This window comes from Janthinobacterium sp. Ant5-2-1 (assembly GCF_001445815.1).
In the GTDB taxonomy this organism is placed as follows: Bacteria; Pseudomonadota; Gammaproteobacteria; order Burkholderiales; family Burkholderiaceae_D; genus Janthinobacterium; species Janthinobacterium lividum_E.
This window is the reverse complement of the sequence record NZ_LNCE01000080.1, coordinates 17,633-31,793: the sequence shown is the minus strand read 5'-3', so window position 1 is coordinate 31,793 and position 14,161 is coordinate 17,633. Positions and strand designations below refer to the sequence as shown.

Annotated in this window: 13 protein-coding genes; 2 read left to right on the top strand and 11 right to left on the bottom strand. The window is 64.1% G+C overall.

Going from position 1 to position 14,161, the window contains the following annotated elements:
* A partial coding sequence (locus ASN89_RS23405) for an RNA 2'-phosphotransferase (protein WP_200969113.1) occupies positions 1–356 on the bottom strand: 356 nt, incomplete at its 3' end.
* A gap of 17 nt (positions 357–373) precedes the next feature.
* Positions 374–2,422 carry a TonB-dependent receptor domain-containing protein gene (locus ASN89_RS23400; protein WP_058050953.1) on the bottom strand — a complete coding sequence of 683 codons (2,049 nt, stop codon included), beginning with the start codon at positions 2,420–2,422 and terminating at the stop codon, positions 374–376.
* A 119-nt stretch (positions 2,423–2,541) separates the two neighbouring features.
* Here ASN89_RS23400 and ASN89_RS23395 point away from each other — a divergent pair, with 119 nt between their 5' ends.
* Positions 2,542–3,765, top strand: coding sequence for a response regulator (locus ASN89_RS23395; RefSeq protein ID WP_058050952.1), 1,224 nt, complete (start codon positions 2,542–2,544; stop codon positions 3,763–3,765).
* Here ASN89_RS23395 and ASN89_RS23390 read toward each other — a convergent pair.
* Both ASN89_RS23390 and ASN89_RS23385 read right to left on the bottom strand, forming a co-directional pair.
* Positions 3,750–4,130: an immunity 22 family protein gene (locus ASN89_RS23390; RefSeq protein WP_058050951.1), complete on the bottom strand. Its 381-nt coding sequence runs from the start codon at positions 4,128–4,130 to the stop codon at positions 3,750–3,752. The genes ASN89_RS23395 and ASN89_RS23390 overlap by 16 nt on opposite strands.
* Positions 4,131–6,824 (bottom strand): polysaccharide deacetylase family protein, encoded by a 2,694-nt coding sequence (locus ASN89_RS23385; RefSeq protein WP_058050950.1) that lies wholly within the window; start codon positions 6,822–6,824, stop codon positions 4,131–4,133. It abuts the gene before it with no gap.
* A 160-nt stretch (positions 6,825–6,984) separates the two neighbouring features.
* On the opposite strand from ASN89_RS23385, the gene ASN89_RS29720 reads away from it, so the two are divergent.
* Positions 6,985–7,107: a hypothetical protein gene (locus tag ASN89_RS29720; protein WP_255206395.1), complete on the top strand. Its 123-nt coding sequence runs from the start codon at positions 6,985–6,987 to the stop codon at positions 7,105–7,107.
* 24 nt (positions 7,108–7,131) lie between these two features.
* On the opposite strand, the gene ASN89_RS23380 is transcribed toward ASN89_RS29720, so the two are convergent.
* The 7 genes from ASN89_RS23380 to ASN89_RS23350 are packed head-to-tail and all read right to left on the bottom strand — an operon-like array spanning position 7,132 to position 14,158.
* A complete protein-coding gene (locus tag ASN89_RS23380) occupies positions 7,132–8,196 on the bottom strand; it encodes an ABC transporter substrate-binding protein (protein ID WP_161911796.1) in 1,065 nt (354 codons plus the stop codon).
* Between the two features lie 48 nt (positions 8,197–8,244).
* Entirely contained in the window at positions 8,245–9,318 is a 1,074-nt protein-coding gene (locus ASN89_RS23375) for an ABC transporter substrate-binding protein (RefSeq protein WP_058050948.1), read from the bottom strand.
* 39 nt (positions 9,319–9,357) lie between these two features.
* Positions 9,358–10,239: an ABC transporter ATP-binding protein gene (locus ASN89_RS23370; protein WP_058050947.1), complete on the bottom strand. Its 882-nt coding sequence runs from the start codon at positions 10,237–10,239 to the stop codon at positions 9,358–9,360.
* Complete coding sequence (locus ASN89_RS23365) at positions 10,236–11,501, bottom strand: MFS transporter (protein ID WP_058050946.1); 1,266 nt, start codon at positions 11,499–11,501, stop codon at positions 10,236–10,238. Before ASN89_RS23365 ends, ASN89_RS23370 begins: the two co-directional genes overlap by 4 nt.
* The gene (locus ASN89_RS23360; RefSeq protein WP_058050945.1) at positions 11,494–12,258 is read right to left on the bottom strand and encodes an ABC transporter permease; all 765 of its coding nucleotides are present in this window, start codon (positions 12,256–12,258) and stop codon (positions 11,494–11,496) included. The genes ASN89_RS23365 and ASN89_RS23360 overlap by 8 nt, the downstream gene beginning before the upstream one ends.
* Positions 12,255–13,091 (bottom strand): ABC transporter permease, encoded by an 837-nt coding sequence (locus ASN89_RS23355; protein ID WP_082654722.1) that lies wholly within the window; start codon positions 13,089–13,091, stop codon positions 12,255–12,257. The genes ASN89_RS23360 and ASN89_RS23355 overlap by 4 nt, the downstream gene beginning before the upstream one ends.
* Positions 13,088–14,158: an ABC transporter substrate-binding protein gene (locus ASN89_RS23350; protein ID WP_058050944.1), complete on the bottom strand. Its 1,071-nt coding sequence runs from the start codon at positions 14,156–14,158 to the stop codon at positions 13,088–13,090. Before ASN89_RS23350 ends, ASN89_RS23355 begins: the two co-directional genes overlap by 4 nt.
* Positions 14,159–14,161: the final 3 nt, after the last annotated feature.

Below are 14,161 nucleotides of genomic sequence, written 5' to 3'. Positions count from 1 at the left end.
CCCGCCAGAAAACCGCCGGCGCGGATCGCGTCGACAAAGCGGCTGGCCGTGCCGTGGTACAGCACGGCGGGTGGCGTGGCGGGCGGCAAGCCGATATCGACGTTGTCCAGCGAATGCCCCTGGTTGGCGCGGATGCGCAAGCCGTCGGCACTGATGGCATAGCGCGTCTTGCTGTCGCGCGCCACCACATCGTCCAATTGTTCCAGGGAAAGGCGGCGGCCATGCTGGGCCGCCAGCGCCAGCAGCTGGCCGATGTCTGCCCAGCCTTGGGGATCGAGCGTCAGGCCGATTTTTTCGGGGGCGTGGCGCAGTATGAGGGAAAGGAATTTACTGGTATTTACCAAATGATCTGTCATGCCGCAGTCTACCTTTATCAGAACGCGTATGACAAGGTCAGGCGCGCGGAACGCGGCTCCACCGGATGGAAATGCCGGTCATTCACCCCATCAGCCGCTTCGCCGGGCAAACGCGACGCATAGTAATAATCGATGTCGCTGGCGCGCTTGTCGAACAAGTTGAACACGTCCAGCGAGACGCGCGTCTTGCGGTTGATCTGGTAAGCCACTCTTGCATACGCAAGTGTGGTCGAGGCCGAGCGCACGCTGTTGTCCTCGTTCAAGGGACGAGGACCGAAATAGCGCAGCTGGAAGGCGCCCGACCACGGCCCCTGGTCCGTCACGTTCACGCCGAACGACGCCACCTTGTCGATGGAACCGGGTATATAGTTGCCGGCGGGATCATTTTCCGTGTAGCGCGAGCGCGAAGCGGCCAGGTCCAGGTCGAACAGCAGCCACGGTGCGGCAATGTAGTGGTTGTTCCACTCGATGCCGTGGCGGCGGCTGGCGCGGCTGGGCTCCGTCTCGCCCGCGTCGCCGACGAACAGCAATTCCGACGCGATATCGAGGCGCCACAGGGCCAGCGAGCTTTGCAGGCCCGGCAGCCATTCCGTGCGCGCGCCCAGTTCCATGCCTTTCGTCGGCACCAGCGGCGTAACGGGTGTGGATGGCGTGCCGTCGGGCAAGCGCGTCTGCGTCGTGCCGCGCGCATCGTTGCTGTGGAAGCCCTTGCCGTAGTTGACAAAAAATTCCGTCTTGCTCCATGGCCCAAAAATCAAGGACAGTTTCGGCGACACCACGTGGTCGTTCGCCGCGCCGCTGTTGCCGGCGATGCTGCTGTCCACATTGAAACGGTAGGCGTCATAGCGCACGCCCGCCACGGAACGCAGCCACGGTAGCCATTGCACCGTATTTTCGCCATAGAAACCGATGCTGCTTTCGCGCACCCGGTCTTCGCGCACCGTGCTTTGCCGCACGCGCTCCACCGTGTTGTACAGGCCCACGGGCGACAAGCGGTCATAGCGCGCCTGCACGCCCAGCTTGTTGCGCAGGGGAAGACCGAACAGCTGCGTATTCCAGCTTTCGCTGGCGTTCACGCCCGCCACCGTGCGCCGCTCGCTTTGCTGGAACTGGTCGCCCTGTTGCGGATCGGCAAGGAAATACGTGAAGTCGCTATTGAGTTCCAGCTGCGAGCGGATCAGGTAGGCATCGAATTCAAACAGGCGGTTGTCCGTGCGCTTGCGCATCGCGTACGACAGGCTGTAGCGCGCGGTGTCACCGCCGTCGCTGGGCGCTAGGCTGCCAAAGCGGCCGATCAGGCCCGATTCCACGGCGCGCAGCGGCACCTGGTCGGTGGCGTTCCAGCTATTTTTATAGGCCATGCCCGTCACGCTGAAGCCGTCGTCCGGCGTGCCCTGGCTGTAGCGCAGCACGCCGCTGTATTTGCACACGCGCTCCGGCACATCCCAGGGACCGTTGTTGCGGTTCACTTCCAGGCCGACCAGCAAGGTACCAGGCCCGGCCCCGAATGAGTCGGCGACGACGCCGCGCACATAACCGTGCTGGCCGACGGAGACGCTGGCCTGGCCCTGCGGTAATTTGTCGGCCAGGCGGATGCGGGCGCTGCCTGCCGAGGAGAAATCGCCTTCGCCGGCGAAATACGGCCCCTTCTTGTAGTCGATGCGCTGCACCAGCTCGGGAATGAGGAAATTGAGGTCGGAATAGCCTTGTCCATGAGCATGCGTGCGCATGTTGACGGGCATGCCGTCGACATGGGTGGCGAAATCCGTGCCATGGTCGAGGTTAAAGCCGCGCAGGAAATACTGGTTGGCCTTGCCATCGCCGCTGTGCTGGGTGACGATCAGCCCCGGCACGAATTCCAGCAATTCGCCCGTGCGCATGGCGGGCCGGTTGACGATCAGTTCGCTGGTGATAACGCCCTGACTGGCCGCGTCCGACGTGCCGACGGCATTGTCATAATGGCCTGTCACGCGCACGGTGCGCGTCTCATCGGCGACTGTTGCGGCCCCGTCCTGCGCCAGCGCCTGACGTCCCACGCTCAACAATGCCAATGCACAAGCTGCCATCCGTTTGCTTTTTATCAATCGCATCGCGTCTTCCCTTTTTATGATGTCAGTACAGGCTCCCACGGGATATATACGCGGCAGGCTGGCTGCCTGGATTCAGCAATTTTCAAGGAGCGACCGTGGACTTGAGCGACAGTGCCGGCAAGGCAAGCAAAACCTCCGCCGCGGCCGTGCGCAAGCGCGACGTATTGCCTTACATCCTGCTGTTCATTCTGCTGGCGGGCTTGCTGGCCGTACTGGCGGGCGCCCTGCTGCCTCCCTATTACCACGCCGTGCCGGCCCTGCTGTGGAGCCTGGGCTTTTGCGTCAGCGGCATGCTGCTGGGCTTTTTGTTCGGCATCCCGCGCACCTTGCCTTCGGGCACGGTCAACATGGCCCCACCCGATGAGCGGGCCAATGGCAAGGCCCGCCCCACGGACGAGCCGCCAGCCGCCGGGGCCGATACGGCGGCCAGCAACACCAGCAATACCCTGTTCCTGGGCACGCCCACGCCCATGGAAATCAATTCGAATCTGGTGGAAGTGTCGGACTGGCTGACGAAAATCATCGTCGGCGTGGGCTTGATCGAACTCAAAAGCCTGCCCGGCAGCGCGCGCAGCATGGCCGCCTTCATCGCGCCCAGCCTGGCCACAGATACGGCCACGGCGATGGCGGTGGTCGGCGGCATCATGCTGTTCTTTTCCGTGCACGGTTTCCTGATCGGCTACCTGCTCACGCGCATTTACCTGTCCATCATGATCAAGCGGGCCGACAGCATGGTCAAGAACGAGTCCGTGCGCCTGGAGAGCGGCAAGGAAATCGAAGTGACGGAACTGAGCCGTCTGCAGCAAAAATCGCTCGATGACATGCAGGAAGCCGTCACGCAGCTGCTGCTGGCCCATCCGCCCGATGGCGGCGCGGCCGTCACGGCCCTGGCTGGCGTGCCGACGGCGCAAAAGCCGGCCAGCCTCGTGCTGTGGCTGGACGACCATCCGCGCAACAATACCTTGCTGGTGGAACAGCTGGAACGCGAAAACATCAAGGTGGATCAGGCCGTGTCGACGCGGCAGGCACTGGCCATGCTGCAACAGAAACCGTATGCGCTGCTGATCACGGACATGGCAAGGGTGGAAAACCGCCGGCGCATCAAGGATGCGGGCGTGCGCACGGTGCGCGAAGTGCGCCAGACCTTGCCGGAACTGCCCATCGTCGTGTATTGCAGCAAGGATACGGTCGCCAGCTACGGCACGGAAGCGCAGGCGGCAGGCGCCCGTTTCATCACCACGTCGGGCACCAGCCTGCTGGCGGCAATCAACAAGTTACTGCATGAGCAACGCGAAGATGGTGCTCAGCCACCGGCGTAGGCGTAGCTGCCCACGTAATGCAGCGAACTGCGCTGCGGATGCGCCAGCTGGTTCGGCGCAAACACGCAGACGGCCGTGTCGGCCAGCAGGTGCTGCCCATCCGCGTCCGCGCATGCCTGCGCCAGCCAGCTGTCGGGGTACGACACGCCATCGAGCAACTGCGCCAGCGGCGCGGGCGACGCCAGCATGGCGCTTTCAAAACAGGCCGGCTCGTAACACGTGAGGCCCGTTTCCAGGATGAATGGCGATGGTACGGCATCGCCATCCTCCGTGTACGTGGGCGACAGGTAGGCCTGCAACGCCTCCCAGTCGGGAAAGCGGCCGCTGCAGGCAAACACGTGAACGATGGGCAAAGTATTGGCCAACTACAGCTTCTCCATCTTTTGCCGCACGGCCGGGGCCGTCGAGGCCGTCGGCGCCAGTTCCAGATAGGTTTTATAGGCCGCTTTCGCCTTGGCCGCATCGCCGGCCTTGGCATAGGCGTCGCCCAGGTTCAGATAGGCAATGGCGCGCGACGGGTCCATCTTGACCGTGTTTTCAAACCAGCGGGCCGCTTCGCGGTATTTTTCCTGCTTGTAGAACACAAAACCCAGGTTGTTGGCGGCCAGTGCGAAATCGGGACGCAATTTCAGCGCTTCCGTAAATTGCGCTTCCGCCGCCGCATACTGTTTCTCCTTGTACAGCTGCAAGCCGCGGTCGTTGGCCCGCTGCGCCAGTTGGCGCGTCGAGGTCGGCACGGCGCCCGGCGTGACGATCTTCTGTTCGCCGCCCTGCAAATCCTTGACCGTCACGCTGGCCGCCGCCGGCTTGGCGTCGAGCTTGCTATTGAGGGCGATGGCTTCCGTCGACAGCTGCGTCGTGTTCGGGCTGAGGAATTCCGTCTCGCCCGGCAATTCAAAGACGAAATCGCCCCCTTCCGAACCGGGCAAGCTGCCAAACGCGGGCGTCTGGTTCGACACGCTGGACACGGCCGGCGCCACATAGGCCGCCAGTTCCGTGGCCGTGATCAAGCCGTCACCGTTCAGGTCGCCCTTACCCGCCAGGCCCTGCAGCAGGGTCCACGTGAACACGGAGTGGCCGTTCGGCCCGCCATCGGCCACCAGCTGGTCGCCGCCGCCGGCCGTCAGCATTTGCCGGCCGATGCGCTTGGCGTTGTCGCGCAGGAAGGAGCTGGAACCGGCGCCGCGCGTCAGGCCCAGGCCGCTGTAGCACGCGTCCATGACGAAGAACGCATGCTTGGCCGTGAGGCTTTCCGCGATATTCTGGATTTCCGTCATCGGGATCGCATCCGTGGCAAACTGCGCCGGGTCGGAATCGACGGGCACGATATAGCCGAGGTCGCGCCCGGAACTGAGCTTGCGCGTGGCGCCATGGCCGGCGAAAAAGACGAAGATGCGGTCATTCTTTTGCACGCCGCCATGGGCCAGCTTGTCATGGAAGGCGGCCAGGATGTTGTTGCGCGTCGCTTCGCCGTTTTTCAGGGTCACGACACGCTCGGGGGCAAACGCAAACTTTTCAATCAGGGTTTCGCGGATGCCTTGCGCGTCGCGCACCGCATATTGCAATTTCGGCCACTTGGCATAATCGTCGATGCCGATCACCACGGCCCAGGAATTGGCGTAACCGGTGGTGACGGGCACTTTTTCCGGGGCGGGCGCCGAGCTTTTCGCTACCTGGAAGCTCGTGCCATCCCAGCCCGCGAATTGATAGCCTTCGGCAATCAGCTTGTCGAGCACAGCTGGCAAGGCTTTCACCGTGCGTTCGTGGATGTCATGGAACAAAATGATGCCGCGCCCCGCCTTGTCGACGGACGCCAGCACCCGGTTCGTGATGGAACTGGGCACGGGGTCGGCCCAGTCCAGCGAATCGATATTCCACATCACGGATTTCAAATGGGCATCGGCCAGCGCGGCCATGCCTTCGCTGTTGCGCGCGCCATACGGAAAGCGGAACAGCGCGGCCCGCTCGGGGCTGATGGCCTTCAACAAGGTGTCGGTGCCGAGGATTTCGCCCTTCAACTTGTCGCCCGTCTGTTTCGACAGCTGTGCATGGCTGAAACTGTGGTTGCCCACGGCATAGCCCTCTTTCATCAGCTTGCGGCTCACTTCCGCGCCTGCGTTCAGCTTGGCATGGCCTTCCGCATCGAGCGAACCGAGGTTGCGGCCCACGTTGAAGAACACGGCCGGCACGCCATATTGTTTCAGGATGGCGCTGATTTCTTCCGTGTAGCGACGGTGCGGGCCATCGTCGAAGGTCAGCACGATGGTCTTCTTCGGCAAGCCCAGGCCGAAGATTTCCGCTTCGTCTTTCTTCGGCACGGGCTTGGCTTCAGGTACAGAGCCTGCCGGCGGCACGGCATACGGCACGACGATGCCGTTTTCCTTCAAAATCTGTTCGCGGCTGTAGAGTTTTTTCAGCTGCGCCACATAATCATCCCACCGCTCGCGCTTGAGTTCGATGGCGCGCTGGCCCAGGTTGCCGAAGATCTGCCGGATTTCCTTCTCGTAATTGCGCTCGATCTCGCCCAGCGCGTCCAGGTCTTCGGAAATGCGCTTGTGCAGCTTTATCGCCGGCAAGGACGAATCCTTGGCCACGTCGGCCAGCATGCTTTGCAGCAGTTCGCGGAAAGCCAGGCGGTCCGCGTCGTACAGGCCGGGATCGGATTCGATATACGTCAACAGGCTGTCGAGCGCCTCGAAGCGGCCCGGATTGGTGGGCGCAATCAATTGGTCAAGCGCAAGATCGAGCTTGGCGATGCGTTCCTGGTTTTCATGGAACAGCGCCTGCCCCACTTTGCGGGCTTCGTCGCGCGCGCCTTCGGGCAAGCTTTGCTCGTCGGCCAGCAGCACGATGATCTTGCGGAAATTGCCCAGCAAGTCGCGGAACTGGCTGGCCACGGCGGCCGTATCGACGGTCGATTGGGGCGCGGCGGCCGGGCTGCCCGATGCGGGTGCGCCGGGCGTGGCCGTGACGGCCGGGCGGGTGTACGTATAAATGCCGGCCCCAGCGGCGAGAGCCACGACGACGGTGGCGGCGATCTTGATCGGCTTGGAAGTCACAGGCTTGTCATTCCCTTCACATACTATGCATAGAATTCAGATGGCGCGGATGCGCAGATGCATAATTGTAGAGCACACTTGGCAATTTACTCATCCGCACGCTGAATTTGGGCAATAATATGCTGGCAAACCTCCATCGAACGTACGAACAGGAAAGACGATGCACAAGAAACTCTGCGCCGCGGCGCTGATGCTGGGCGTGGCCCTGATGCTGCTGCAACTGCGCGCGCATGCGGGCGACGATGTCATCAATGTAGCGGGACGCGTTTGCCTGCCGCATTAAGCTAAGCCACGCCCCACGGCCACACTACACCTTGGCCGGCTCCCAGTAACTGGCCAGTCCCAGCTTTTTCAAGCCGGCCGCGACAAAGCGAGGTTCCAGCAATTCTTCCGCCGTCAAGGGCTGGCGGATCAACTTTTGTTCCTGCGCAAACGCCAGCACCCGGCGGTAATGGCGGTAGACGGCGTCGTCGTACAGGGGCGACCAGCGCTCTTTCCACTGCAAGCCCGGATCGTCATAGCTGCGCCGCACCACACTGTCGGGCGTGCCGTTGCGCGTGCCATCCTTGATGATCGCTTCGCGATTGCCATCGAGCGCCGCCCAGTGCTGGGCCCGCAGCCAAGCCGTGGCCACCAGTTCGGCGATGTCGGGATGGGCTTGCGTAAAGTCGCGCCGCGCCCATAGTTCCGCCCGCATCTTGCGTTCCGGCAGCCCCTTGCTGGACCAGATGATGCGGCCGATGCCCTTGTCTTCCAGCGGATAGCCATTGATCATGAACAAGGCATCGACGGCGCCCGTGGCCAGCGCGGCCGTGCCAGGCTTCAAATCCATATTGATCAAACGGAAATCCGTGGGCGACATGCGCTGGTCGGCGATCAGCTGGCGCAATCCCAGTTCCCATGGCCGGCCCCGGTGCACGCTGATGCGCTTGCCCTTCAGGTCAGCCAGCGATGTGGCGCGCGAACCGGTGGGCACCAGCAGGAACTGGTCCGTGCCCCGCCCTGCCGGCACGATCACCTGCGTGCGCACGCCGCCCGCGTTGAGGATAACGGACGGCAAATCGCCATACGCGGCCATGTCGATGCGCCCGCTGGCGAACGCTTCATTCATGGTCGCGCCCGTGTCGCCCGTGACGGGCAGCCATTCCAGCCGCACGCCCCGCTGCTTCAGTTCGCGCGCCAGCCAGCCTTCCTGCTGCACCCGGTAAGCGATGCCGCCCAGTTCCGCCTTGCCGTTTTCCGCAAAACCCGTCGAGGCGATGCGCAGGGCCGCCGGCGGCGCCCCCGCCCCTTTCGCTGCCGACACTGCCGACACCGCCTGTCCCGCCAGGGGCAGCAAGGCCAGCCCGCCCATCACCGTGCGTCGCCGCATCGCATTCTCCTCATCATCGAACATGGCCACTGTTGACGTGCTTCCCGCTCAAGCCGCCCGGCGCGTCTGCGCCAGCGCCGCCTCGAAAGGACGGGGATCGATCCAGGCGCGCACGTCGACCTTGCTGGGCAAGAAATTCCAGCGGAACAAAAAATCGCTGAAATCCTGCAAACCCGCGACCGACGTTTCCGCCAGGTCCGTGTCCAGCCGCAGATGCGCATCCTTGCCGTAAGCCACTTGCACCCAGTGCTCGCTGGCATTCGATTCGCGCGCCAGAAAACGCCGCGTCTCGTCCGCATGGCCGCGCGCCCACGCTTCGGCCCGCAGCACCTGGTCCACCAGGGTCACGGCGGAATTGAAATGGTTGTCGAGCAGGTGCGCATCGACGCTCAGGGTGCGCGGCGTGCCGTTGTTGGCGCGGATCAAGGGTTCCGGATGGATGCCCGTGTCAATCACCGTATGCAAGCCGAATTGCTGCGCCAGTTGCGCGGCCGAGGCGCCTTTCAGGAAGATGGCGTCCACCTCGCCCCGCAGCAGTCCCAGCAATTCTGGACTTTGCCCGCCGCGCCGTGCGCCGCTGAACAGATTCGTCGCCGCGCCCTGCTCCGGCGCCGTTTCGCTCTGGCCCGTGTTGACCACATAATCGACCAGTTCCACGTCGGCAACGCTCAAGCCTTCCAGGCTCAGCGCATTTTCCAGCCCGCGCAAGGCTTGCGCGCGCGCAAAGTCGATCTGCGCCTTGGCCCACAAAGGCAAGCCGAAGCGCCGCCCCTTCAAGTCGCGCACGGTCTTGATGCCGCTGCCGGGCAAGGTCAAGATCAGCTGCGTCTCGTCCGACCACGACAGGCCGATGACGCGCGTCTCGCGCCCCGCCGCGCGTGCCCACAGGGCGGGAATATTGCCGCCGTGACGCACGGAATTTTGCAAGGTATGGTCGAAATGCGATTCGCGCACGGCTTCCTGGTCGGATTCACGCAAGGAGCGCAAGCTGGTGCCGTCGGCGCGCAAGGCTTCTTCCAGCCAGCCTTGCTGCAAGGCTATCCCCAGGCCTGTAGGGACGGGGCAGCGCGTGTACCACAGGGTGTCGAGTGCTTGCTTTTCTACTTGATTTTCATTGCTCATCTTGTATCTCCAGAGTCGGTGGACCAGTCAAAAAGGAAACTACAGCGCCATCCTGCGCGCCCATTCATTGCCATCCCACAAGCTGCTGGGGTGTTCTTCCTGCGCCACGGGCGCATGCGATTCGTCGAGGTCGCTGAAATCCGCATGCAAGCCGTCGCGGATGGACACAAAACCGGCAGAGCCGCGCTGGCGCGGGTGGGCCAGCGGCACCTCCTGCACCCGGCGCACCTTGCCCGGGCGGGCATCGAGCACGACGATACGGTCGGCCAGATAGACGGCTTCATCGATGTCATGCGTGACCATCACCATGGTGATGCCCTCGTCCTGCCACAATCGGCGCAATTCCTGCTGCAGGCGCAAACGGGTCAGTGCGTCGAGCGCACCGAGCGGCTCGTCGAGCAGCAGCACGTCGGGCCGTCCGACAAGGGCGCGGGCGATGGCGGCACGCTGCGACATGCCGCCCGACAATTGATGTGGATAGGCATCCGCATAGCCATCGAGGCCCACGCGCGTGATTTCCGCCGCCACACGCGCTGCGCGCTCGGCCAGCGGCACCTTGGTATTGCTGAAGGCCACGGCCACGTTCTGCTGCACCGTCAGCCAGGGGAACAGGCGGTGATCCTGGAACACGAGGCCCCGATGCAGATCCGTGCCGCGAATCGGCACGCCATCGTGCAGCAGCAAGCCCGTGTAATCCGTGTCCAGGCCTGCCAGCAGGCGCAGCAAGGTGGACTTGCCGCAGCCGGACGCACCCACGATGGCGACGAACTCGCCCGGCGCGATGGTGAGCGAAATATCGTCGAGCACGGGCAACGGCGCGCCTTTCAGCGAAAACGACTTGCTCACGTGCTGCACTTGCAAGCCGCCGTTCAGGTGCTGCCGCTGGGGCAGCAAGGTCGATGGGGAAACAAAATCATTCATGGCGCACTCTCTGCGGTGGGGGCTAGGGAAGGAATGGCGGCGGGCCGCGCCCGGCGCAGCCAGCGGCTGCCGTGGAAAACCAGCCAGGCGGCCAGCCACGGAGCCAGCCAGATCAGGAACACATTGCGCAGCCCCGTCAGGTCGGCCAGGCGCCCCGCCGCCAGCGCGCCAGCCGTGCCGCCCACCATGCCGAACAGGGTCAGATGGGCGGAGACCCTGGCCTTGTCGACGGGCGCGCGGGCGATATTGTCCGTGTTGACGAGGTTATTCACGCCCAGTCCCAAGCCCAGCAGCACGGAGGCAGCCAGGTAGGCGATGCTGGAAGGCCACAGGCCGAGGATCAACAAGGCGGCCATGATGGCCAGATGGGCGCCGCCATACAGTTGCTCGCGGTAACGGCTGGCCAGCACGAAGCGCCCCAGGAACAGCAGCACCAGCACGCAGCTGAGTCCCTGCACGGCCATCAGCCAGACGGAGTGATGCGCAGGCCAGTGCAGCACGCGGATGGCCAGCAAGATGGAAAACACGCCCACGCTGGAGGCCGTGAAGCTGGCGAGAATTTCGAACAGGTACGTCACGCGCACGACAGGCAGGCGCAACAGTTCGCGCAGGCTAGCCGCGCCGGGCAACAAAGCCTGGCCTTGCTGCTTGCGCGGCGCCGTATTGCTGGGCAACACTTGCCAGCCCAGCACGGCCAGGATGGCAAACATCAGGGCGGAAATCAAGAAGCCCGCCTTCAGCCCCAGTTGCGCGATCAGGTAATTGCCGCACAAGGGTCCCAGGAACTGCATGCCCAGGATCAAAGTCCCCTTGTACCAGCCCGCCTTGCCCTGCCCCAGTTCCGGCAGGCGCACGAGAAACACGGTGCTCATGGCAACAATGCGCAGTGAGATGCACAGGCCGACGAGAAACATCAGCAGGGCCACCCATTGCCAGCCGGGCAGCCATGGCAACACGCAAAAAGCCAGCGCCAGGCTCAGGCTGACGCCCGCATACAAATGCTTGGGGTTACCGCGCGACAAGATATAGCCGGCCGGAATGGTACCGAGCGCCATGGCCAGGGTTTCCGCGCTGCTGATCGCGGCCAGCTGAAAATTGCTCACGTGCAGGTGCAAGCCCAGCAAGGTGGCCAGCACCTTGTTCATGCCGATGGTCACGCCCGACAGCAGGGTCAAGCCGATAAAGCGCAGCAGAAAGGCGCGCAGCTCCCCTTCGCGGGCGCTGACGGCCGAGTCTGGCTGGAATGGCAACGATTCACTCACTGCTGCGCCCCTTCACCAGCAAACGCGCGAGACGCGCAAACGCCACGTTCATCGCTTGCGCCAGCAGGGCGATCACGAGCACGGCCAGCAAGACGACGTCCATGCGGCCCGACACTTCGCCATTGAGCAGCAAGGAACCCATGCCGGGGCCAGCCGAAAACAGCAGTTCGCCGCCCAGGCAGGCGAGCCAGGCGAAAGCCAGCGCATGCGTGACGCCCGTGACGATGGCCGGCATGGCGCCCGGCAACAGAATCTGGCGCAGGGTCTGCGTGCGCGTCAGGGTCAGCACCTGCCCCACTTCGCGCAAGCGCCCCTCCACCTGGCGCATGCCCGCATACGTGTTGAGCACGGTAGGATAGAATGCGGCGATGGCGATCACCAGCAGCTTGGCGCCGTCGCCATTGCCCACCCACAAGCCCAGCAAGGGGATCAGGCCCAGCAGGGGAACTTGGCGGATGCTGTGAAACAGCGGACCGATCAATCTGTCCGCCAGCGGCGACTGCGCCATCAGCGCGCCCGTGACGATGCCGGCGCTGCCGCCCAGCAGCAAGCCGGCCAACGTCCTGCCCAGGCTGGCGCGCAGATGCACCCACAGTTCGCCCGTCAAGACCAGGTCGCGCAAGCTGTGCGCCAGGTCGCCCAGCGACACGAAGATGTAGGCGGCCGCCGCGCCTTGGCCGGAAGCCCATTGCCAGGCGCCCAGCAAGGCCAGCGGCAGCAGCGCGCCCTTGATAATGAGTATTATCCGTTGCTTCATTTGAACTCCCCGCTACGCTTCCAGCGCATCAGCCGCGCTTCCAGCGCGTGGCAAAGCCGGTCCAGGCCAAAGCCGATCACGCCCGTCAGCACCACGCCCACCATCACCACGTCGAGGCGGAACATTTGCCGGCCCATTTCCATCATCTGGCCCAGGCCGCTGTCGGCGGCCAGCAATTCCGCCCCCACCAGCACCATCCACGAGCGCGACAGGGCGATGCGCATGCCCGTCAGCGCGGCCGGCACGATGGCGGGCAAGACGATCAGGCGGATGCGCTGCCAGCGCGAAAAGCAATACACTTGCGCCACTTCAAAATAGCGCTGCGACAGGTTGCGGATGGCGTCATGCACGGCCAGCGCGACGATAAAGAAACTGGCCTTGGCGACGATAAACACCTTGAAGCTCTCGCCTATGCCGAACAGCAAGATAAACAGGGGGATCAAGGCCACCGTGGGCAACTGGCGCAAGACATTGAACGTGGGGTCGACATAGCTGCGCAAGCCAGGCGACAGGCCCAGCACGACGCCGAACGCCAGGCCCACGCTGGCGCCCAGGCCGAAGCCGGCCAGCAGGCGGAACAGGCTGATGCCCAGGTGCTGGCCCAGTTCGCCGCTCTCGGCCAGGTCGCGCGCCGTCAGCAGCACCTGCCATGGCGACATCAAAATGTGCGCAGGCATCCATTCGAAGGTGGTGGCCGCCGTCCACAGCAGCAGCAAGGCCAGCGGCGACGCCCACACGGACCAGGGCGAGCGCACGAAGCGCTGCAGCAAAGGAACAGAGGCCGCACGCGCTGGCGCAGTGGCGCGCGGCAAGGCGATAGTCAAGGAAGTCATGGCGCCCAGTAAGTTTGCAATTTCAGCTGCGCCAGCGCCTGGTTGACGAACTGGGGCGCGAACAGGCTGTCCACTTGCAGGGGCCGCCCGATCAGGCCCGCGCTCTTCGCATACGCCGCCTCGCCCACGTAATGCTGGCGCAGACTGGCCGTAAATAACGGCGACCAGCGCGCCTGCCACGGCGTATGGTCGCCCGCCAGTTCGCGCCGCACCACGCTTTCCACCTGGCCCGCGGCCGCCTCGGTGCGCACATACTCATCTTCGCCACCGGCGCCGGCGGCCCGGTGGTGCTCGCGCACATAGGCCGTCACCACGAGCTGGGCCAGCTGCGGATAGCGTTGCAAGAAACCGCTGTCGGCCCACAGTTCGGCGCGCATCTTCCAGTCCTGCGGCGGCGCCTTGCTGGACCAGATGATCTTGCCGACCTTTTTATCCTCTAGCAAAAAGGCGTCGCTGAGGGTGAAGAAGGCATCCGCGCCACCGGTCGCCACGGCCGCCGCGCCCGCCTGAGGATTGAGATTGAGGATTTTCACGTCGCGCAAGCTCATGCCGTTCGCTTCCAGCAGGCGCGCAAACGGGTATTCCCACGGCCGGCCCCGGTGCAGCGCGATCTTCTTGCCCTTCAAATCCTTGATCGACTTGGCCTTCGAGCCGTTCGGCACCACCAGATAGGTGTTGTTGGCGCTGCCGCCGGGCAAGATCAGCCGCGTCTGCAAGCCCGAGGCATTGGCGATAATCGATGGCAGATCGCCATACTGGGCCAGGTCGATCGAGTGGTTGGCAAACGCCTCGTTGACTTGCGTCGCCACGGAATTGGTCGTGACGGGCACCCATTCCAGCTTCACGCCCAGCTTGCCCAGTTCGGCCGCCAGCCAGCCTTGGGATGCTACCTGGGCGGCCGAGCCGGCAAACACGGTCTTGCCGGACGGCGCCGTGCGGGCCACGACGGCGATGCGCACGGCGGCCGGCAGCGGCGCGGCCGCCGCCATCGCTGGCGCCAGCAGGCTGGCCGCCACGGCGGTAACGAGTACTTTGCGCCAGTTCAAACGTAAGAATTTCAATGACATCGT

Coding starts and splice junctions, on each gene's coding strand:
- ASN89_RS29720 (WP_255206395.1), top strand. CDS start 6,985: ATGCACAAGAAACTCTGCGCCGCGGCGCTGATGCTGGGCGTGGCCCTG.
- ASN89_RS23370 (WP_058050947.1), bottom strand. CDS start 10,239: ATGAATGATTTTGTTTCCCCATCGACCTTGCTGCCCCAGCGGCAGCAC.
- ASN89_RS23375 (WP_058050948.1), bottom strand. CDS start 9,318: ATGAGCAATGAAAATCAAGTAGAAAAGCAAGCACTCGACACCCTGTGG.
- ASN89_RS23380 (WP_161911796.1), bottom strand. CDS start 8,196: ATGCGGCGACGCACGGTGATGGGCGGGCTGGCCTTGCTGCCCCTGGCG.
- ASN89_RS23360 (WP_058050945.1), bottom strand. CDS start 12,258: ATGAAGCAACGGATAATACTCATTATCAAGGGCGCGCTGCTGCCGCTG.
- ASN89_RS23350 (WP_058050944.1), bottom strand. CDS start 14,158: ATGTCATTGAAATTCTTACGTTTGAACTGGCGCAAAGTACTCGTTACC.
- ASN89_RS23400 (WP_058050953.1), bottom strand. CDS start 2,422: ATGGCAGCTTGTGCATTGGCATTGTTGAGCGTGGGACGTCAGGCGCTG.
- ASN89_RS23355 (WP_082654722.1), bottom strand. CDS start 13,091: ATGACTTCCTTGACTATCGCCTTGCCGCGCGCCACTGCGCCAGCGCGT.